13 protein-coding genes are annotated in these 20,708 nt (G+C 73.5%); 9 read left to right on the top strand and 4 right to left on the bottom strand.

What is annotated here, in order from left to right; translation table 11 throughout:
• The first annotated feature begins 34 nt into the window (after positions 1 to 34).
• The 5 genes from ABZO31_RS25280 to ABZO31_RS25300 all read left to right on the top strand — a co-directional run bounded on the left by ABZO31_RS25280 (position 35) and on the right by ABZO31_RS25300 (position 7,044).
• On the top strand, positions 35 to 2,950 hold the full coding sequence (locus tag ABZO31_RS25280) for a GNAT family N-acetyltransferase (protein WP_406863564.1): 2,916 nt from the start codon (positions 35 to 37) through the stop codon (positions 2,948 to 2,950).
• Positions 2,951 to 3,041: 91 nt separating this feature from the next.
• Positions 3,042 to 3,626 carry a DUF5998 family protein gene (locus ABZO31_RS25285; protein ID WP_406863565.1) on the top strand — a complete coding sequence of 195 codons (585 nt, stop codon included), beginning with the start codon at positions 3,042 to 3,044 and terminating at the stop codon, positions 3,624 to 3,626.
• Positions 3,626 to 4,837: an alkaline phosphatase family protein gene (locus tag ABZO31_RS25290; protein ID WP_406863566.1), complete on the top strand. Its 1,212-nt coding sequence runs from the start codon at positions 3,626 to 3,628 to the stop codon at positions 4,835 to 4,837. The genes ABZO31_RS25285 and ABZO31_RS25290 overlap by 1 nt, the downstream gene beginning before the upstream one ends.
• A gap of 60 nt (positions 4,838 to 4,897) precedes the next feature.
• Positions 4,898 to 5,548: a thymidine kinase gene (locus tag ABZO31_RS25295; RefSeq protein WP_406863567.1), complete on the top strand. Its 651-nt coding sequence runs from the start codon at positions 4,898 to 4,900 to the stop codon at positions 5,546 to 5,548.
• A gap of 98 nt (positions 5,549 to 5,646) precedes the next feature.
• On the top strand, positions 5,647 to 7,044 hold the full coding sequence (locus ABZO31_RS25300) for an FAD-binding oxidoreductase (RefSeq protein ID WP_406863568.1): 1,398 nt from the start codon (positions 5,647 to 5,649) through the stop codon (positions 7,042 to 7,044).
• A 73-nt stretch (positions 7,045 to 7,117) separates the two neighbouring features.
• Here ABZO31_RS25300 and ABZO31_RS25305 read toward each other — a convergent pair whose 3' ends face one another.
• Complete coding sequence (locus ABZO31_RS25305) at positions 7,118 to 10,255, bottom strand: glycoside hydrolase family 3 protein (protein ID WP_406865471.1); 3,138 nt, start codon at positions 10,253 to 10,255, stop codon at positions 7,118 to 7,120.
• 113 nt (positions 10,256 to 10,368) lie between these two features.
• A complete protein-coding gene (locus ABZO31_RS25310; RefSeq protein ID WP_406865472.1) occupies positions 10,369 to 12,231 on the bottom strand; it encodes a ricin-type beta-trefoil lectin domain protein in 1,863 nt (620 codons plus the stop codon).
• 172 nt (positions 12,232 to 12,403) lie between these two features.
• Here ABZO31_RS25310 and ABZO31_RS25315 point away from each other — a divergent pair, with 172 nt between their 5' ends.
• The 3 genes from ABZO31_RS25315 to ABZO31_RS25325 are packed head-to-tail and all read left to right on the top strand — an operon-like array spanning position 12,404 to position 17,427.
• Positions 12,404 to 15,076 carry a YfhO family protein gene (locus ABZO31_RS25315; RefSeq protein WP_406863569.1) on the top strand — a complete coding sequence of 891 codons (2,673 nt, stop codon included), beginning with the start codon at positions 12,404 to 12,406 and terminating at the stop codon, positions 15,074 to 15,076.
• A 39-nt stretch (positions 15,077 to 15,115) separates the two neighbouring features.
• Positions 15,116 to 16,081 (top strand): glycosyltransferase family 2 protein, encoded by a 966-nt coding sequence (locus ABZO31_RS25320; RefSeq protein ID WP_406863570.1) that lies wholly within the window; start codon positions 15,116 to 15,118, stop codon positions 16,079 to 16,081.
• A 35-nt stretch (positions 16,082 to 16,116) separates the two neighbouring features.
• Complete coding sequence (locus tag ABZO31_RS25325) at positions 16,117 to 17,427, top strand: polysialyltransferase family glycosyltransferase (RefSeq protein ID WP_406863571.1); 1,311 nt, start codon at positions 16,117 to 16,119, stop codon at positions 17,425 to 17,427.
• 42 nt (positions 17,428 to 17,469) lie between these two features.
• Here ABZO31_RS25325 and ABZO31_RS25330 read toward each other — a convergent pair whose 3' ends face one another.
• Entirely contained in the window at positions 17,470 to 18,270 is an 801-nt protein-coding gene (locus ABZO31_RS25330; RefSeq protein ID WP_406863572.1) for a VOC family protein, read from the bottom strand.
• A 205-nt stretch (positions 18,271 to 18,475) separates the two neighbouring features.
• Here ABZO31_RS25330 and ABZO31_RS25335 point away from each other — a divergent pair, with 205 nt between their 5' ends.
• Positions 18,476 to 19,303 (top strand): sulfurtransferase, encoded by an 828-nt coding sequence (locus ABZO31_RS25335; protein WP_406863573.1) that lies wholly within the window; start codon positions 18,476 to 18,478, stop codon positions 19,301 to 19,303.
• Between the two features lie 58 nt (positions 19,304 to 19,361).
• On the opposite strand, the gene sepH is transcribed toward ABZO31_RS25335, so the two are convergent.
• On the bottom strand, positions 19,362 to 20,435 hold the full coding sequence (gene sepH / locus ABZO31_RS25340) for a septation protein SepH (protein WP_406863574.1): 1,074 nt from the start codon (positions 20,433 to 20,435) through the stop codon (positions 19,362 to 19,364).
• Positions 20,436 to 20,708: the final 273 nt, after the last annotated feature.

A 20,708-nucleotide genomic window follows, 5' to 3' on the forward strand; every position in this document is an offset into this window, starting at 1 on the left:
TGCCCGTGGCCCGACCCGGCCGTAGGCTTGCGCCATGCACACGCCGTCGGAACACGCGTACCCCGACCACTGGGAGGCCGACGTCGTGCTGCGCGACGGTGGCACCGCGCGGATCAGGCCGATCACCGTCGACGACGCCGACCGGCTGGTCAGCTTCTACGAGCAGGTGTCGGACGAGTCGAAGTACTACCGCTTCTTCGCCCCGTATCCGCGGCTCTCCGCCAAGGACGTGCACCGCTTCACCCATCACGACTACGTGGACCGGGTCGGGCTCGCGGCCACCGTGGGCGGCGAGTTCATCGCCACCGTCCGCTACGACCGCATCGACGAGCACGGCCGCCCGGCGCCCGAGCCCGCCGACGAGGCCGAGGTCGCCTTCCTCGTGCAGGACGCCCACCAGGGGCGCGGCGTCGCCTCCGCGCTGCTCGAGCACATCGCGGCGGTGGCGCGGGAGCGGGGGATCCGCCGGTTCGCGGCGGAGGTGCTGCCCGCCAACACCAAGATGATCAAGGTGTTCACGGACGCCGGCTACACCCAGAAGCGGAGCTTCGAGGACGGCTCGGTCCGGCTCCACCTCGACCTGGAGCCCACCGACCGCTCGCTCGCCGTCCAGCGCGCCCGGGAGCAGCGCGCCGAGTCGCGCTCGGTCCACCGGCTGCTCGCGCCCGGCTCGGTCGCGGTCGTCGGCACCGGCCGCACCCACGGCGGTGTCGGCCGCGCCGTGCTGCGCAACCTCCTCGACGCCGGCTTCACCGGGCCGGTCCACGCGGTGAACGCGTCGCTGCCCGAGGGCGCGACGGACATCGACGGCGTCCCCGCCTTCCGCTCGGTGGGCGCGATCGGCGCGCCGGTCGACCTGGCCGTCGTCGCCGTCCCCGCCGAGCGCGTCCCCGAGGTCGTGGCCGACTGCGGCGAGCACGGGGTGCAGGGCCTCGTCGTCCTGTCCGCCGGGTACGCGGAGAGCGGCGACGCCGAGGGCGCCCGGCGGCAGAGCGAGCTGCTGCGGCAGGCCCGCTCGTACGGGATGCGGGTCATCGGGCCCAACGCCTTCGGGATCATCAACACCGCCGCGGACGTCCGGCTGAACGCCTCGCTCGCGCCGCAGTCGCCGACGGCCGGGCGGATCGGGCTCTTCACCCAGTCCGGCGCGATCGGCATCGCCCTGCTCGCCGGGCTGCACCGGCGCGGCGCCGGGCTCTCCTCCTTCATCTCGGCCGGCAACCGGGTGGACGTCTCCGGCAACGACTACCTCCAGTACGGCTACGACGACCCCGACACCGACGTCGTCCTGCTCTACCTGGAGTCCATGGGAAACCCGCGTAAGTTCACCCGCCTCGCCCGGCGCACCGCGGCGGTCAAGCCGGTCGTCGTCGTCAGGGGCGCGCGGCACAGCGGCAGCGCGCCGCCCGGACACCGGGTCCCCGCCACCCGCGTCCCGCACGCCACCGTCTCCGCGCTGCTGCGGCAGGCCGGCGTGATCCGCGTCGACACGGTGACCGAACTCGTCGACGCGGGCCTGCTGCTCGCCGGCCAGCCGCTGCCGGACGGGCCCCGGGTCGCCATCCTGGGCAATTCCGAGTCGCTCGGGCTGCTCACGTACGACGCCTGCCTGACGGAGGGCCTGCGTCCGCTCCGGCCGCTGGACCTGACGACGGCGGCGACGCCCGACGACTTCCGGGCCGCGCTCGCCCAGGCGCTGGCCGACCCTCTCTCCGACGCCGTCGTCGTCACCGCGATCCCGTGGGTCGGTGAGAACGGTGTCACCGAGTCCGGCGAGGGCGAGGTCCTGGCCGCGGCCCTGCGTGCGGCCGTCGCCTCCGCGAGCGGCCCGGCGAAGCCGGTCGTGGTCGTCCACGTCGAGATGGGCGGCCTCGCGGAGGCCCTGTCCGCGGCGGCGAGCACGGCGCCGGGCGCGGCGGCGCGGAGGCAGCCGACATCGGCTGCGGCCCCCGTCGATGCGCCCCGGCCACCTGCCCCGGGGGCCGTCCCACAGCCCGCCGCCCCGCCGTCCGAGCCTTCCCCCGCCCCCACACCCGGCACCGCGGACCCCGTCCCCGCCGCGACCCCCTCCACCACCCCCGGCAACATCCCCGCCTACCCCGCCGCCGAGCGCGCCGTACGGGCCTTGGCCGAGGCGGTGCGGTACGCGCAGTGGCGGCGGCAGTCCGCGGACCCGGGCCGGGTCCCCGAGTACGAGGACATCGACGAGGCCGGCGCCGCCGCGCTCATCGAGCGGCTGCTCGGCGACGACATCGACGAGAAGGGCACGACCCTCGGCGCGGACGACGCGAGCGAGCTGCTCGGCCGGTACGGGATCGAGGTCCGGCCCACCCTGCCCGCGCCCACCCCGGACGCCGCCGTCGACGCCGCGGCCCGCCTCGGCTACCCGGTCGCGCTCAAGACCACCGCCCCGCACCTGCGGCACCGCCCCGACCTCGGAGGCGTGCGGCTCGACCTGGCGACCGAGGAACAGCTGCGGGCCGCGTACGCCGAACTCACCGAGGCGCTCGGCAAGCCGGAGGAGCTCCAGCCGGTCGTCCAGGCGATGGTGCCGCGCGGCGTCGACACCGTCGTACGCGCCGCGATCGACCCGGCGGTCGGCGCGGTGCTCTCCTTCGGCCTGGTCGGCGCCGCCTCCGAGCTGCTCGGCGACACCTCCCACCGGCTCGTCCCGGCGACCGACCGGGACGCCGCCGAGCTCGTCCGGTCGATCCGGACCGCTCCGCTCCTGTTCGGCTGGCGCGGTTCCGCGCCCGTCGACACCCCCGCCCTGGAGCAGCTGCTGCTCCGGCTGTCCCGGCTGGTCGACGACCACCCCGAGGTCATGGCGGTCGCACTCGAACCCGTCGTCGTCGCCCCGCGCGGTGTCTCCGTGCTCGGCGCCACCGTCCGTCTCGCCCCGCCCCCCGCCCGCACCGACCTCGGCCCCCGCACCCTCCCCAGCTACTGACGGCCCACGTGTCGCTGGAGTGACATACCCCGCCCCGAGCGCCCCCTCGACGCATCCGGAGCGCCCCTTCCGACGGATTAGGATGGAGTCCATGGCGAAGACCGGTACGACGACCCAGGGGCTGCGCGCGGCGATCGAGCGCAGCGGCTATTACCCGGCCCTCGTGGCCGAGGCGGTGGAGGCCGCCGTCGGCGGCGAGCCGATCGCGTCGTACCTGGTGCACCAGGAGACCACCTTCGACCAGAACGAGGTCCGCCGTCATGTGACGGTCCTCGTCCTGACGGCCAACCGTTTCATCGTCAGCCACACCGACGAGCAGTCCGCCGACAACAGCTCGCCCACGCCGTACGCGACCACGTCCACGGAGTCGGTCAAGCTGGACCGGATCTCGTCGATCGTGGTCAGCCGCGTCGTCGCCAACCCCGAGTCGTACACCCCCGGCACCCTGCCGCGTGAGGTCGTGCTGACCATCGGCTGGGGCGCCGTCTCCCGGATCGACCTGGAACCCGCCGCCTGCGGCGACCCGAACTGCGACGCCGACCACGGCTACACCGGGAACTCCACCGCCGACGACCTGAGCCTGCGGGTCAGCGAGGCCGGCGACGGCCCGGACACCGTGGCCCAGACCCTGGCCTTCGCCCAGTCGCTCTCCGAAGCCACCGCGGCGACCCGCTGATGGCGCAGCCGACGACGGTGGCCCCCGGCTGGCCCGACGAGCCCGCGCCCCTGGCGCTCGACACCGCGCCCGTGCCCGAGTACGGCACGGGATCCCTCGCGGACCTGCTGCCGACGCTGGTCGCCGGCCAGGGCGTGCCGGGCTTCGAACCGCGCATCGCGGAGCTCGCGCCGGCGGACCGGAACTGCGTGTTCCTGATCGACGGGCTCGGCTGGGAGCAGATCAGGGCCCACCCCGACGAGGCCCCGTACCTCACCTCCCTCCTCGGCAGCTCCCGCGGCGGCACCGGCCGCCCGGTCACGGCCGGCTTCCCCGCCACCACCGCGACCTCGCTGGCCTCGGTCGGTACGGGCCAGGTCCCGGCCGCGCACGGCCTGCCCGGCTACACCGTGCGCAACCCGGACACCGGCGAGCTGATGAACCAGCTCCGCTGGCAGCCGTGGACCGCGCCGCGCGTCTGGCAGCCGTACCCGACGGTCTTCCAGCTCGCCCACGAGGCGGGCGTGCACACCGCGCAGGTCTCCGCGCCGGCCTTCCAGGACACCCCGCTGACCAAGGTGGCGCTCAGCGGCGGAACGTTCCTCGGCCGGCTCTCCGGCGAGGAGCGCATGGACACGGCCGCGGAGCGGCTCGCGGCCGGCGACCGTTCGCTGGTCTACACGTACTACAGCGAACTCGACGGCGCGGGCCACCGCTTCGGCGTCGACTCCGACGCCTGGCGCGGCCAGCTGATGTGCGTCGACCGGCTGGTGCAGCGGCTCGCCGAGCAGCTGCCGCCGCGCAGCGCGCTGTACGTCACGGCGGACCACGGCATGGTGGACATCCCCTTCGACGACGAGCACCGCATCGACTTTGACGAGGACTGGGAGCTGCGGGCCGGCGTCGCCCTGCTCGGCGGCGAGGGCCGTGCCCGCCATGTGTACGCGGTGCCGGGCGCCGAGTCGGACGTCCTGACCTGCTGGCGCGAGGTGCTCGGCGACCGCTTCTGGGTGGCGAGCCGCGAAGAGGCGCTGGAGGCGGGCTGGTTCGGCCCGCCCGGCTGGTACGACGAGCGGGTGTACGGCCGGCTCGGCGACGTGGTCGCGGCGGCGCACGACGACGTGATCATCACGGCCTCCGTCAACGAGCCCAACGAGTCCGCGATGACGGGCGTCCACGGTTCGATGACCCCGGCGGAACAGCTGGTCCCCCTCCTGGAAATCCGCACGTAGCGGCGTCGACAGCGCACTCCACCCCTCCTCCTCACTCTTCCGAAAGGCCGTCACCTCCTCATGCCCGAATTGGCTTTCTTCTCGGGAACGATGGACTGCGGAAAGAGCACCCTGGCGCTGCAGATCGCGCACAACCGCTCGGCGCGGGGCCTGCAGAGCGTGATCTTCACGCGGGACGACCGCGCGGGCGAGGGCAAGCTGTCGTCGCGGCTCGGCCTGGTGACCCAGGCGGTGGAGGCCGCGCCCGATCTGGACCTGTACGGCTTCGTGGTGGACCTGATGTCGCGAGGCGGCAAGGTCGACTACGTGATCGTGGACGAGGCGCAGTTCCTGCTGACGGGGCAGATCGACCAGCTGGCGCGGATCGTGGACGACCTGAACCTCGACGTCTTCGCCTTCGGCATCACGACCGACTTCCGCACGAAGCTCTTCCCCGGCTCGCAGCGCCTGATCGAACTGGCGGACCGCGTGGAGACCCTCCAGGTCGAGGCCATGTGCTGGTGCGGCGCCCGCGCCACCCACAACGCCCGTACGGTCGACGGCGAGATGGTCGTCGAGGGCGAACAGGTCGTGGTGGGCGACGTGGGCGGCGCCGCGGGGGTCGTCGGCTACGAAGTCCTCTGCCGTCGGCACCACCGCAAACGCATGACGAGCGCCACGTCCCGCTCCGCCGCCCTGTCGCCGGACGTCCTCCCGGTCACCTCCGGCTGAGCCCTGGGTGCGGTAGCCTCCCGGGGTTGCCGCTCCATTCGTCCGGGACAACCGAAGGCGCTCCGCCCGAAACCCGATCACCGGGAATCGGGGTCACCGTGGCCAGTTCGGACGGCGTTGTCGGGCAGATGCGGGCCGTGCTCGGATCGGCGGTGTGTGCGCCGCCGGGAAGCACGGCGTACGAGAACGCCCTGGCGGCGGTCTTCTTTCCCGAGGCGGCACGGCGGCGGCCCGCGTGTGTCGTGGCGCCGCGCACGGTCGGCGATGTCGCGACCGCGATGCGGGTGGCGGCCGCGGCGGGAGCGCGGGTGACGGTGCGCGGCGGTGGGCTGAGCTCGAACTGCGTCGCCGACGGCGCCGTGATGCTGGACCTCTCGCAGCACCTGGACGCCGCCCGTCCTGACGCGGACCGGGTGGTCGTCGGCGGCGGGGCGACCATGGGCGCGATGCATCGGGCCCTCGCCCCGGCAGGTCGTGCGGTGCCCGTCGGCGTCGTCGGACACGCCGGCCTGGGCATGGCCACCCGAGGGGGCATCGGTCACCTGACGAGGTCCCTGGGGCTCACCGTCGATCATCTCGTCGGGGTCGAACTCGTGCTCCCGTCCGGCGACATCGTCCACCTCTCCGAGCAGAGCTCGGGCGACGACGCCGAGCTGTGGTGGGCCGTCCGGGGGTGCGCGCCCTCCGTCGGGGTGGTCACGTCCGCGGAGTTTCGGACGCACGAGATCGGTCCGGTGTGGGTCGGGCGGGCGGTGACGGGACTGGACGCGCTCGCGACCTACTTCCAGGTCGCTCCCGAACTCCCGCGGGACATCACGATGAGCGCCGTCCTCGGCCACAGCTCCCTCTCGCCGGACGAGCCGGTGCTGTTCCTCTACGCCGTGTGCGCGAGTCGGCGCGACAGCGCGGTCGGGCGGGCCAGAGATGGCGTCGACGCCGTCGTCGCCGGTTCGCGCGCGGCGCCGCTGTACCGCTCGGAGACCTCGGCCCGATACCCCGCCGGACTGCCCGAGTTCGCCGTCCCCGGTGCCGGCGCACCCGAACCCGCCCCGGGGAGCGGCCCGCGCGGTTCGTTCTTCGGCAAGGCGGCCTTCACCGGTCCCACCCTCGACGACGAGGTCGCGGACGCCCTCGCGGACCGGATCCGCACCGCACCCACGCGGGCCTGCCGCATCGACTTCCAGCACACCGGCGGCGCTCTCGCCGACGTCGACGACACCGCCACCGCGTTCCGGGGCCGAACCGCCGAGTGGAGCGTCCCGCTGAACGCGATCTGGGACGACGGCGCCGACGACGAGGTCTGCAGGACCTGGACCCGCGACACGCTGCGCCAACTGGCGGCGCACACCGTCGGGTTCTACAACGTGGAGCTGCGCCCCGGCCTCCCCGAGACCGCATCCGAGACGCACGCCGCCTACGGCGACAACCTGCCCCGCCTCCACGCGCTCCGACACCGCCACGACCCCACCGGCGTACTCGCACCGCTGCTGCCGTGACCTGGGGACGGGAAGGGGCCGGGAGCGGCTGATGCTCGGCCGCTCCCGGCCCCGAAACGCGTGTGCCTGAACGTCAGTTCGCGGCTCGGTATGCCTCCGTCAGTTTGTGGATGGCTCCTGTCGGGTTGCCCGTGAGGAGGAGGTGGTCGGCGTCGGCGAAGGGCTTGGACGTGGCCTCCGTCGGCTTCCGGCCGATCCGGGACTGGACGATCAGGCGGGCTCGGGTGACCAGTTGGTGGGCCTCAGGGGAGGTGGCTCGGCCGGTCGACTGGAGGACCCGGGCGGCCAGTTCCAGGGCTCGGAGGGTGAGTTCGCCGCCCTTCGGGGGTGCGGTGAGGGTGGTCAGGCCCCAGCCGTAGGGGAACTGGGGGTCGTAGGTCTTGTCGCCCACGTTCAGGGGGAGTTGGGCCTCCGACTTCGGCCAGGACACGGGCAGTCGGCCCGTGAAGGCGCGCTTGCCGTACAGGACGTCCGCCACGCCGTCGCCCTCCGTGCCCGGGAGCCAGGACGCCACCAGGGCGTCGATCTCGGGGAGGCGGTCGCCGATCAGCTGCGGGCGGCCGGAGACGATCAGGACCGCGCAGGGCATCGCCGCGCACACCCGGTCCACCGCCGCCTTGTCCGTCGCGCTCAGTTCCAGGTCGTGGCCGTTGCCCACGTCGCCCACTCCCTCCGCGTACGGGGTCTCCCCGACCACCACCACGCCCACGTCATGGGCGTCCGTGGACGTCGTCGCGTCCTTCGAGTAGGTGATCTCCGCGTCCGGGGCAGCCTTGCGCATCGCCTCCAGGATCGTGGTGCCCTGCGTCGTGCGGCCCGAGCCGCCCTGCCACGTGATCGTCCAGCCGCCCGCCTGGTTGCCCAGGTCGTCGGCGTTGGAGCCGGCCACGTAGACCTTCTGCGTCGGCTTCAGGGGGAGTACCCCGGCCTCGTTCTTCAGGAGCACCTGCGACGCGGCCGCCGCCTCCCGCGCCACCGCCCGGTGCTGCGGCGAGCCGACCGACGCCAGGTTCGTCGTGGCCGCGTACGGCTTCTCGAAAAGGCCCAGGCGGAACTTCTGGGTGAGGATGCGGCGCACCGCGTCGTCGATGCGGGACTGCGCGATGCGATCCGCCTCCACCTCCGCCGTCAGTGTCCGCGTGAAGTCCTGGTAGTTCGTCGGGACCATGATCATGTCGAGGCCCGCGTTGATGGACGTGCGCACGTCGCTCGGGTAGTCACCGGGGATCTGGTCGATCGCCTGCCAGTCGCTGATGACGAAGCCCTCGAAGCCCATCCGGTCCTTCAGCACACCGTTGATCATCTCGGCGTTGGCGTGCATCTTCACCGGGCCCCGGTCGTCCCCGATGATGTCGAGGGACGAGTACGAGGGCATGACCGTGCCGGCGCCTCGCTTCACCGCCTCCGCGAACGGGGCCAGGTGGACGGCCTCCAGCTCCTCGCGCGTGACCTTCGTGATCCCCTGGTCGATCGTGTACGAGCCCGTCGTCGACGAGCCGAACTCCGTACCGCCGTCGCCCACGAAGTGCTTGGCGCTCGTCAGGACCTTGTCGTCGCGGTCCAGGTCCTTGCCGCTCGCCGCGCCCTGCATGCCGTCGATGACCGTCTCCATCGCGGTCACCAGCGCCGGGTCCTCGCCGAACGCCTCGTACGAGCGGCCCCACCGCTCGTCCCGCGTCACGCACAGGCAGGGCGCGAAGTCCCAGGGCACGCCGGTCGCCCTGACCTCCTTCGCCGTCACCGCGCCCGTCCGCGCCGCCAGGGCCGGGTTCCGCGTCGCGCCGATGCCGATGTTGTGCGGCATGATCGTCGCGCCGATGACGTTGTTGTGCCCGTGCACCGCGTCCGCGCCGTAGATCAGCGGGATCTGCAGCCGGGTCGCCCGGGTCCGCAGCTGGTACGCGTCGACCATCCTGGCCCACGCCTCCGCCGTGTTCGGTGTGGGCACCGAACCGCCGCCGGACAGCAGCGAGCCCAGCCCGTAGCCCGCGATGTCGCCGGGGGAGCGCAGGGCGTTGCGCTCGGCCTGGGTCATCTGCCCGGCCTTCTCCGCCAGGGTCATCCGCCCCAGCAGGTCCGCCACCCGCCTCTTCACCGGAAGCCGCTCGTCCAGGTACGGCAGTCCGTGCGCGTTCACCGCGATCACCGGGGTCTCGGCCGGCGCCTTCGCGCCCTCGACGGTGAGCTTCACCGGGATCGTCTCGGCCTCTTCGGCCGTACGGTCCTTCAGGGTCTCCACCGCGATCGACCGTGTCGTCCCCGAGGGCGTTCCCGCCGGGAAGGTCACGCTCCCGCTCACCGGTGTGTAGTCCTCGCCCGCCTGCGCCGGCCCGCCGTCCTCCGTCGCGTACGCGACCGTGACCGGCTCACCCGTCGGCTGCGAGCCCGTGGTGGCGACCGACACGTCGATCCGCGCCGTGCCGCCCTCGTCCACCGGGTGCACAACGGCCCCCGTCACGACCCGGGTGTTCAGGGCCGGGTCGGCCTTGCCGTACAGCTCCACGGCGTCCACCGCGAAGGCACCCGGTGCGCCCGTCGGCAGCGTCAGCGCGTAGCCCCACATCTTGTCGAGCCCGAGCACCTGGTCGATGCCGCCGACCGGCTGGTAGTCCGCGCGGTAGCGGAAGTCGGAGAACGGGATCTCGACGAGGTGCCAGCCCTCCCAGTCGTCGGTGAACGACGTCGTCCACAGTTCGGACGCCTCCCCGTTCGCCCCGCCGTCCTTGATCTCGAAGTTGATCCGCTTGCCCGAACCGGGCGGCAGCGGCGCGGTGTTCTGGCCGTACCACCAGAACCGGATGCCCTGGTGCGCGGTCCAGTCCTGCGCCGGCTTGTCGAAGGCGAAGTCGTGCGTGAAACCGCCCCAGCCGCTGATGTCGTAGCGGCCTTCGAGGACCTTCGCGCCCTCGGGGGCGTCGGCGCGCTCGGCGAGGGTGAGCGTGGGGTGGTCGTCGGTGTCGCTGCCCCAGGTGAACAGGCCCTCGGCGGGCGGCCCGGCGAACGGCACCTCGCCCTCGAAGCGGTCGACGGCCCGGGGCGCCGGATCGTCGGCCTCGGCCGCGCCGAGCGCCGCCGGCAGGGCCGTGCCCGGCGCGGCGGCGCTCGGCGCGGCCCCGGCGAGCAGCCCGGCCAGGACGGCGGTGGCGGCGGTCACGGCGAGCGACATGACGCCCGCCCCTCTCCGCCGGTTTCGACGGCGCGGGTGCGGCATGGTGCGCGGGTGCGGCATACGGTCTCCTCAGGAGCAGGGGAGGGGGTCGGTGAGCAGACGGGAAGCACCGGCCGGGACACGCCGCGCGCGTCCCGGCCGGGCGCGGGAGGGCGTCACGACGCGTGGTGCGTCCACTTCTGGTTCGCGGCGCCCGTGCAGGACCAGATCTGGGTGCGCGTCCCGTCCGCCGAGGTGTTGCCGGTGACGTCCAGGCACTTGTCCGCGGCCGCGTTCACGACGTCGTGTGTCGAGGCGTTGTACGACCAGCGTTGCGCGCCGGTGCCGTTGCAGGTGTAGAGCTGCACCCGGGTCCCGTCGGCGGTGCCGCCGCCGGTGACGTCCAGGCACTTGCCGAGCGCCCGCACGCTGCCGTCGGCCGCGAGGGTCCACTGCTGCGCCGCGGTGCCGTTGCAGGTGTAGAGCTGCACCGGGGTGCCGTCCGCGCTGGAGGCGCCGGTCACGTCCAGGCACTTCCCGGCCAGGCCGGTCAGCGCGCCGGTGGCGGGAGCGGAACCACCAGGCGTACCGGACCACTTGAACGTGGCGGTGGTACGCGCCGGCAGGCTGTACGTGAAGGACTGGCCGCCCCAGTCGACGCGGACCGACTGCGCGGAGCCGCCGCCGTTGTGGGCGATGAGCGCCTTCGAGCCGTCGGGGTTGCGCCACGCGACGTTCTGCACGGTCGAGTTGGCCGTCGAGGCGATGCGGTACGCGCCCGGGCGCACGAACTTGGTGAGGTGCCCGGTCGTGTAGTACTCGACCGTGTAGTCGACCTGACCGGCTCGCGGGCCGCCCTCCTGGACCGTGATCAGCCCGGTGCACGTGCCGCAACCGCCGTTGTGCGGCCCCATGTTCTGGTTCAGCGCCAGGCTCCACTTCACCAGGCTGCCGCTCCAGTTGCGGGCGTACGTGACGATGTCGTTCAGGTCCTCGTTGTGCTGGTTCCCGATCCAGGTGCCGCCCGAGTGCTCGGTGCTGAACTGCCGCACCGACGGGTACTGGTCGTGGACCTGGCTGCCGACGGCCGGGTCGCCGAAGTAGCCGTGCCAGGCGATCCCGCCGAACAGCGGGTCGTTGCGCACGCCTGCGTCGTTGAGGACGCCGGAGCCGAAGTTCGCGTAGTCGCCGTAGTTCCAGTCGTGCACCAGGACCTTGGTGGTGAGCCCGGCGGCCCGGAAGGCCGGGTAGACGTGGTTCTTGGTGAACTCGGCCAGCCCGGACGGGTTCCAGCTCATCCCCGGGTAGTTCATGGCCGTGGGGTTGCCGGCCTGGCAGCAGTTGGGCTCGTTCTGCACGGACAGGTAGTCGACCTTGATCCCGGCCGCCTGGTAGCTCTGGACGTACTTGACCAGGTACTGGGCGTAGGTGGGGTAGTGCTCCCACTTCAGCCAGCCCATCTGGTCCATCCGGCCGTTGTCCTTCATCCAGCCGGGGGCGCTCCACGGCACGCCCTTGACCCGCAGGGCCGGGTTGAGCTGCTTGGCCTGCACGGTCAGCAGCCGCACATTCGTGTCGTAGCCGTTGGAGCCGAAGTCGTTCAGGTCGCAGCAGGTGTCGTCCAGGGAGACGTTGCCGGGCCGGGAGAGGTCGGAGGCGCCGATCGGGTTGCGGACGAAGGAGAGGCCGATGCCGTCGGTCGGCGAGAACAGCTTGCGCATCACCTCGTCCCGGGTGCCGGCGCTGACCGCCCCGCCGCGCAGGAGGTGCGCGGTGGTGTCGGTGATGGACGCGCCGCCGCCCTCGAACTGCTGGTAGGTGGTGTTCTCGTCGACGGTGAGGGTGTGGGCCGCGCTGCCGCCGGCGGGGCCGAAGGCGAGCGGCGTCTGCGGGGCGAGGCCCCGGGTGACGGTACGGCCTCCGGAGTCGGAGGTGGTGGTGAGCCAGACGTCGACGCGTTCGCCCGCGGCCTGTGCGGCGCCGGGGCCGGAGAGCACCAGGGCACTCGCGACGAGGGCGGCGGAGGCCAACACCCGCATCCCCCGCACGAGTTTGTTGCGCGCTTTGTTATGCACCTGACAACCCTTCGCCGCTTTGTGGGGAGTCTTATATCAAGCTGTGAAGTTAGGGAGCCACTCCCTGCTCGTCAACCCCTTGTGCATACAAGACTCGAATGTGTCGTGCGCCGTGCCGACGTCAGACGTTCAGGAGATGACGACACCCGGAGTTCACCTCCAGCACGCCCGGGCCTCGCCCCCCGATCGGGTACGGGTCGCCCGGCTCCGCCGTAATGGGCCCGTGCCCACCGCCGTATCCGTACCGACCGCACCCGCCCCGACCGACCGTACGCGGCTGAGGGGCGCGCTCGCGGGCGGCGGGCTGACCTGCGTCGTGCTCTGCCTCGCGGGGCTGCTGGCCCGCACGTACCCCTTCGGGCCCGTCACCCGCAACATCGTCGACCTCGGGCAGCAGTACCTGCCGTACCACGCGTACTGGCGGCGCTTCCTGCGCGGCGACGCCGAGGGGGACCTGTTCGTCAACTGGTCCTCCGGCTTCGGCTCGAACTTCCTCGGCGACGTCGGGACGTACCTCAGCAGCCCGTTCGACCTGATCGTCGTGCTCTTCCCCGCCGACCGGATCGAGCTCGCGCTCTACGTGATCACCGCCGCCAAGATCACCGCGGCCGGGGCCGCCATGACGGCCCTGCTGCTGACGCTGCGCCGGAGCGGCCCCTGGCCCGTGGCGGCCGTGCTCGGCGCCGCGTACGCGCTCTCCGGCTGGACGTTCAACTACGGCGCCACGGTGCCGATGTGGCTGGACGGCCTGGTCGCCTTCCCGCTGCTGTGCCTGGTCGGCGAGTGGGCGCGGAACGGACGCCGGCCCCTCCTCGGGCCGCTCGTCGTCGCCCTGGCCTGGATCGCCAACTTCTACACCGCGTACATGGCCACGATCGGCGTCGCCGTCTTCCTCGTCGTCCGCCTGCTGACGGAAGGCGACCGCGCGCGCCGGCGCCTCGCCGCCCTCCTCCGCGCCACCCGCAGCGTCCTCATCGGCATCGGCCTCGCCGCGCCGCTGGTCACGGTCGTCTTCTTCGCCACCCGCGTCGCCGACCCGACACCCCCGACCGCGTTCGCCGCCGCCGCGTGGACCGACGTCCTCGCCCGGCTGCTGCCCGCCACGTCCAGTGTCGCCACGCCCGCCCTGTACATCGGCACCGCGGCGCTCGCCCTCGCGCTCACCCTGCCGTTCAACGCCGCCGTACCGCGCCGTGAGCGCCTCGTATGGACCGCGGCGGTCGTCCTGGTCGCGCTCTCGCTCCAGTGGGAGCCCACCCATCTGCTGTGGCACGCCGGCGCCTCGCCCAACGGCATCCCGTACCGCCAGACCTTCGTCCTGTGCGGCCTGCTCGTCCTGGCCGCCTGGCTCTCCAGCGCGCGCGGCCTGCCCCGGCTCCCCGCCCTGGCCGGCGGCGCCGCGCTGCTCGCCGTCCTCGCCCTCGCCGCCCGCGACAGCGTGGACATCGACCGCTGGACGTTCCCCGCCCTCGGCGCGGCCGCCGCACTCGCCGTAGCCGCCGCCGGGACAGCCGTCCTGGCCTCCCGGAACGCCACGAGCCGCGTACTGCCCGTCCTCGCCGTCGCCCTGCTGCTCGCCGCGCAGGCCGGCGAGGCCGCCGTCACCGGAGCGCGCATCGAGCGCGAGCAGCTGAGCAAGGTCTCCTGGGCCCCGCGCCTCGGCCCCTGGCACGACGAGGTCGCCCGCGCCGCCGCCCGCGCGGACGACTGGCCCCGGCACCGCACCGACCCGGGCGAGACCCCCGGCGGCAACGACGTCCTCGTCACCGGCGGCCAGGGCGCCGACTACTACAGCAGCCTGACCTCCCGGACGTACTCCGAGACCCTGTCCGCCCTCGGCTTCGGCTACTACGCCAAGGGCCGCCACCCGGTCACCCTCGACAGCCCGGTCGCCGACGCGATCTTCTCCGTCGGCGCGCGGATCCGCTCCACGCCCACCGCCCCCGTCCGCGAGGACACCCTCCCCGAGGCCGAGGTCACCACCGTCGAACGGCCGGTACCGCCCCTGGTCACCGTGCACCCCGGCACGGACGGGGACACCCTCCGGTACGGCGACTCCGCCTTCGCCAACCAGGAACTCGCCCTCGGGGCCGACGTCTACGACCTCCCCACCGACCAGCGCCGCACACCCACCGACGGAGGCACCCTCACCCTCACCCTCACCGGCACCTGCCCCGCCGGCTCCGAGGTGTGGTTCTGGGCCCCGGACCACACCGGCAGTGCCGCGCTCGCCGGCCGCCCGCCGGCCCGCTTCGACGGCAAACCGCCGTCTGTGCGCGCCCCCATGCAGTCCCTCGGCACCGTCCCGCCCTCCGGCGAGGTCCGCGTCGACGTGCACGCGACCAAGGCCGCCGCACCCGCCCTGCCCGCCGAGCCCGTGGCCTGCCTCGTCCAGGACCGCCTCGACCGGGCCGTACAACGGCTCACCGCCACCGGCGCCACCGACGTACGCGTCGACGGCCACACCCTCACCGCCCAGCTGCCGCCCGGCAGCACCGGGACCGCCGTCGTCGCCGCGCCCCGGATCACCGGCTGGCGCTGCGCCGCCGGCGACGCCGAACCCGCCCCGGCCGCCCGCCGCCTCGGCCTGCTCGCCGTCCCGCTCGGCGGCGGCCCCGGCACGGACTCGGTGACCTGCGTCTTCCGGCCCCCGGGCCTCATGCTCGGCGGTGCGGTCGGCGCGACGGCGCTGCTCGCGCTGGCCGCCGTGTGGTGGCTGCAGAGGCGGCGGCCGGGTTCCTCCGCACGACGGCAAGAGTTCACCGACCGTGCCCCTCAGCCTCGTCCCGCCGGAATCGGCGCGGACTAGCGTGCCGGGCGGAGTGCCGTTCGAGTGTGGGGAATCCGTGTGCCCAAGCTGTCCGTCGTCGTCCCGTTCCACAACGTCGGGGCGTACGCCCCCGACACCATGCGCAGCCTCGCGAACAACGCGGACCCGGATGTCGAGTTCCTGCTGATCGACGACTGCTCCACGGACGACACCCCGTACGTCCTCGACCACTGGTTCGACCGCGTGCCGAACGCCACCGTGATCCGGCACGCCACCAACCAGGGCGTGGCCCAGGCCCGGAACACCGGCATCGACGCGGCCACCGGCGACTGGATCACCTTCCTCGACGGCGACGACTGGTACGCCCCCGGCCATCTGCGCGCCCTGGTCGACCGCGTCGAGAGACTCGGCTGCGACTTCGCCCGCACCGACCACGTCCAGTCCGACGGCCGCAACCGGCAGATCCGTTACGCCCCGGCCCGGTTCCGCGACCAGGTGATGGACCCGCGCGACGGCATCGCCCCGGCCAGCATGGTCACGATGGTCGACTACCCGTTCGTCCCCTTCGGGATCTACAGCAGCCGGCTCTTCCGCCACGGGCAGTCGCGCTTCGAGACCAGGCTGCGCACCGCCGAGGACCGGCTCTGGGTCTGGCGGCTGCACCTCAAGGCCACCACGTACGCGGCGCTCTCGCTGCACGGCGTGTTCTACCGGCGCGGCGTCACCACCTCGCTCACCCAGATCACCGACAACCGGCAGCTCGACTTCATCCCGTCCTACGACCTGCTCCTGGAGGAGGTCGCCCAGGACCCGGAGGCCGACCGCTTCCTGCCCAAGGCGGTCCGCACGTACTGCGCCATGATCGCCTTCCACATGGCCAAGGCCGACCAGTACGAACCCGCCGTCGCCAAGCGGCTGCGCCGGGACGTGTCCGACGCGCTCGCCCGCATGCCGCAGGCGGTGCTCGACGACACCCTCGCCACCATGGACACCACCCGCAGCACGCTGCTCCGGCGGCTGCGCGGCGCCCACCGGGCCGCCTGACCCGCCACCGAACCCGCAGGAAGCCCGAACTCCCCATGCGCACACAGATCTTCCAGGTGTCCACGCTCTACGGCGCGGCCACCCTCGCCGCCGCCCTGGACGCCGGACAGTTCGGCCCCCGCGACGGCGCCCGCCGACTGCTGCTGCTCTCCCACAACGCCGAGATCCCCGAGACGGCACTCCGCCTCGAGGAGATGACCGGCTACGCGCGGATCGCCGCCCGCTTCGACGGCGTACTCGACTGGAACGAGGCGATCCGGCCGCACCACCCCGGCACGTGGGCACCGCGCCCGGAGGAGGCGCCGCTGTGGCAGCGGGTCTTCCGCACCGCCTGGGACCTCGACGACGCGCCCGTCGAGCTGATCGTCGAGTCCATCCAGGTCAACCCGGCCCGCGCGCTCGCCGCCTCCTTCGCCGAGAGCTCGATCCAGGTGTACGCGGACGGCCTGATGAGCTACGGCCCCACCCGCGACGAGCTGCCCCAGTCGATCGCCTGCCGCATCCACCGGCTGCTCCACCTCGACCTGGTGCCCGGCCTGCGCCCGATGCTGCTCACCGAGTACGGCGTCGGGGCCGAACTGGTCCCGGACGACGCCTTCCGCGGCGTCCTCGCCGAGATCGCCGCCGCGGCCGAGGGCGACCCGCAGGTCGACCGGGCCGTCGCCGCCGCCCCGACCGCGCTGCTGCTCGGCCAGTACCTCGCCGCGCTCGGCATCCTCACCGCCGACGAGGAGGAGGAGCTGCACGTCCGGATGCTGCGCTCCGCCGCCGCGGCCGGGCACGCGTCGGTGGTCTTCAAGCCCCACCCCACCGCCCCGGCCCGCTACTCGCTGGCCCTGCACGAGGCGGCCGAGGCCGCCGGGGTCCGGCTGACCGTCCTGGACGGGCCGCTGCTCGCGGAGACCTTCTACGAGCGGTGCCGCCCCGGGCTCGTCGTCGGCTGCTTCTCCACGGCGATGCTCACCGCCTCCGTGTACTACGACGTGCCCGTCGCCCGCGTCGGCACCCGCACGGTCCTGGAGCGGCTCACCCCGTACGAGAACAGCAACCGGGTGCCGCTGACCATCGTCGACCACCTCGTCCCGGACCTGGAGGCCGGCGCGACGCCCGTCGTGCCCGGGGCCGCGCCCGAGTCGCTGACCGCGCTGGTCCGCGCGGTCGGCTACTGCATGCGGCCGACGAGCCACCCCGGACTGCGCGACGAGGTCGCCGCGCTTCTGCCCGGGCTGGCCCGCGACCCGGGCACCGCGCACTGCTTCCCGGGCGAGCGGCTCACCGAGCTGAAGCTGCCCGGCGGCGCGCTGCCACGCCAGCGCTCCCGCCTGCTGCGCCGCACGGAGGCATGACGCCGCACGGAGGCATGACGCCGCACGGAGGCATGACCCCGCTCAGGAGGCCCGAACGCCGCTCCAGGTGTCTCGAAGAGCAGAGTGGACGATCGTGAACACCGCGCCCTCCGGGTCGGCCACCAGCGCCAGGCGGCCCGCCGTGCCCTCCCGGGGCGGCCGCAGCACCTGGCCGCCCAGCTCGGTGATCAGCGCGGCCGCCGCGTCGGTGTCGGCGACCTCGAAGTACGTCATCCAGTGCGCGCCCCGGGCGCGCGGCAGGGCGGTGCCCACGCCGTGCAGGGAGGCCACCGGGCGGCCCTGCAGGTGCAGGGTCAGATAGTCGAAGTCGGCGGAGACGACGGGCTCGATCTCGTACCCGAAGACCGACTGGTAGAACTTGGCGACCGTCGCGGTCTCGTACGTCAGCAGCTCGTTCCAGACCGGTGTCCCCGGCGGGCCGGCCATGGCCGTGCCGTGGTGCGCCGCGGCCTGCCAGATGCCGAACACCGCGCCCGTCGGGTCCGAGCAGATCGCCAGCCGGCCGGCCTCCTCGGCGTCCAGCGGGCCGACCGCGACGGTGCCGCCGCAGCAGCGGATCAGCTCGGCGGTCTCGTCCGCGTCGTCCGTGGCGAGATAGGTGGTCCAGGCGATCGGCAGATGGCGGTCGGGAGGCAGCCGGCCGATCCCCGCCACCTCCTTGCCGTCGAGCAGTGCGCGGGAGTAGGGGCCCAGCTGCTGCGGGCCGGGGCGGAACTCCCAGCCGAACAGCTCGGCGTAGAACTCCTGTGTCGGTTCGAGCCCGTGCACCATCAGGCTCACCCAACAGGGTGCACCCGGTGTGCGCCGAGTCGCCTCGGTCATCGTCACTCTCTCCTCGGACCCTCGCCGGTGGCCGTGGTGTCGCGTGCCAGTGCCGATGCTCGCACCACCCGGCGCGTCGCGCGCCCCGACCGCGCCGATTCCGGCGCGATCCCGCGAGAGGATGTCCTGTTCGCCGCCTTTGCCGTGAGGTCGTTCCCGCCACGGTCGCGACACGGAGGGCCGCGACTGCGCGAGGATGGCCCCCATGACACCCATCATCTCCGCATCCGAACTCGCGAGCGAATGTGCCGGGTCGCGGCCTCCGGTGCTGCTCGACGTCCGCTACCAGATGGGCGGTCCGCCCGGACGTCCCGCGTACGCGGCCGGGCACCTTCCCGGGGCGGTCTACGTCGACCTGGACGAGGAACTGGCGGACCCGCCGGGCGGCGGCCGCGGCCGGCACCCGCTGCCGGACGTCGACGCCTTCGGCGCGGTGATGCGGCGGGCCGGCGTCCGGTCCGGCACGCCCGTGGTCGTGTACGACGGCGGCCAGGGCTGGGCCGCGGCCCGCGCGTGGTGGCTGCTGCGGTGGGCAGAGCACACGGACGTACGGATCCTCGACGGCGGCCTGCCCGCCTGGACCGGACCGCTGTCGACGGACACCCCGTCCCCGGCGGAGGGCGACTTCGTCCCGGCGCCGGGGGCGATGCGGCTCCTGGACGCGGACGGCGCCGCGGCCCTGGCCCGTACCGGCCTGCTCCTGGACGCGCGGGCGGGGGAGCGGTACCGCGGCGAGACCGAGCCGATCGACCCGGTGGCCGGCCACATCCCGGGCGCGGTCTCCGCGCCGACGACGGAGAACGTGGACGCGACGGGTCACTATCTGCCCGCCGAGACGCTGGCCGCACGTTTCAAGGCCCTCGGCGCGACAGAGACGCCGGAGGTAGGCGTCTACTGCGGTTCCGGCGTCTCGGCCGCGCAGCAGCTGGTGGCTCTGGAGCTCGCCGGCATCGCGGCCGCTCTGTACGCGGGCTCCTGGTCGGAGTGGGTCAGCGACCCGGCCCGCCCGGTGGCCACGGGCCCGAACCCGTAGCACGACGAAGGGCCGGCACCTCTGCCGGTGCCGGCCCCTCACACGCGTCGACCGCGTCTCAGTCCTGCTTCTTCCTCCGTGTGCCGAACACGATCTCGTCCCAGCTCGGCACCGCGGCGCGCCGGCCGGGGCGGACGCCGTCGGCCTCCGCCTGCCGGTCGGTGGTGCCGATCAGACGGTCACGGTGGCCGGAGACCGCGCGCGGCATGAGCACGTCCGCGTACGCGGAGCCCGCGCCGGCCGAGGCCGCCGGGGCCGGCGGCTCCTCCGCCTCCGGCTCCTGGTCCGGCTCCGTGGACGGCGCGTCGTCGGAGCGGTCCGGCACGACCATGTCGCCGCGGAAGCTCGGCACCGCCTCCAGGAGGCTGGTCAGCGAGTCCCGCTCGCTCGGCTCGTCCTCGACGGACGCGGCCGGCGGCTGGTGCCGCTCGATCTGGCGGTCCAGGGCGCGGTCCAGCGGCCGGTCCCGGGGGAGCCGGGCGATCCGGGGCACGAACGGGAAGCTGGGCTCCGGGGCGGCGATCGTGTCGTCGGTCTCGCCGATCAGCGAGCGCGCCTCGTCGTCCACCGCCTGCACCAGGCGGCGCGGCGGGTCGTACGTCCAGCTGGCGCTGTGCACCTCGCCGGCGACGCGGTAGACGAGCAGCACCTCCCAGGTGCCGTCGTCGCGCCGCCAGGAGTCCCACTGCACGGTGTCCTTCTCGGCGCCGCGCAGCAGCAGCCGCTCCTGGACGGCCTCGCCGAGCTGGGGTCCGGTGTTCTCGCCGGGGCGGCGCACCGGCGTCTTGCGGGCCCGCTCCGCCATGAACGCCCGCTCCGCGAGCACGGGGCCCTCGAAGCGGCGGACGCGGTCGACGGGGATGCCGGCGAGCTGGGCGACCTCCTCCGCGGAGGCACCGGCTCGTATGCGCGCCTGGATGTCGCGGGGGCGGAGGTGGCTCTCCACCTCGATCTCGATCTGACCGAGGCGGGCGCGGTCGTTGCGCACCGCGGCACGGAGCCGCTCGTCGATCGGAAGCGTGTACTCCGTGTTGTCCGCAGCCTTCAGCACCAGTCGTGTGCCGTCGTTGGAGACGGCCACGACACGCAGTTCGGGCATGGGGACCTCCCGGGTGGTGCCTGCCGACGTCACGTGCGTCGCTGCTTCCGCTAGTCGAGTGTGGCCTGCCCGGGTGCAGCCTGCCACAACCTTGCCGAGTTGCCCGGCGTGTCGGGCGTGGACCCCGAAACGCCGTTATGGCACGGTTACCTATTTGCAACGCAGAGTGACCGCGACGGTCACTCTGTGCAGCAGGCGCCGTGCGGTGCAGCGGCGCCGCCGGTTCGAGTGCCGCTTTTCGGCCCCCTCCCGGTGTTCCACGCGCCCGTGCGGGAGCACGGCCCCGGGGTCGCCACAGTACTCCAT

The sequence above is a fragment of the Streptomyces solicamelliae genome, from assembly GCF_045348655.1.
Taxonomy (GTDB): domain Bacteria; phylum Actinomycetota; class Actinomycetes; order Streptomycetales; family Streptomycetaceae; genus Streptomyces; species Streptomyces solicamelliae.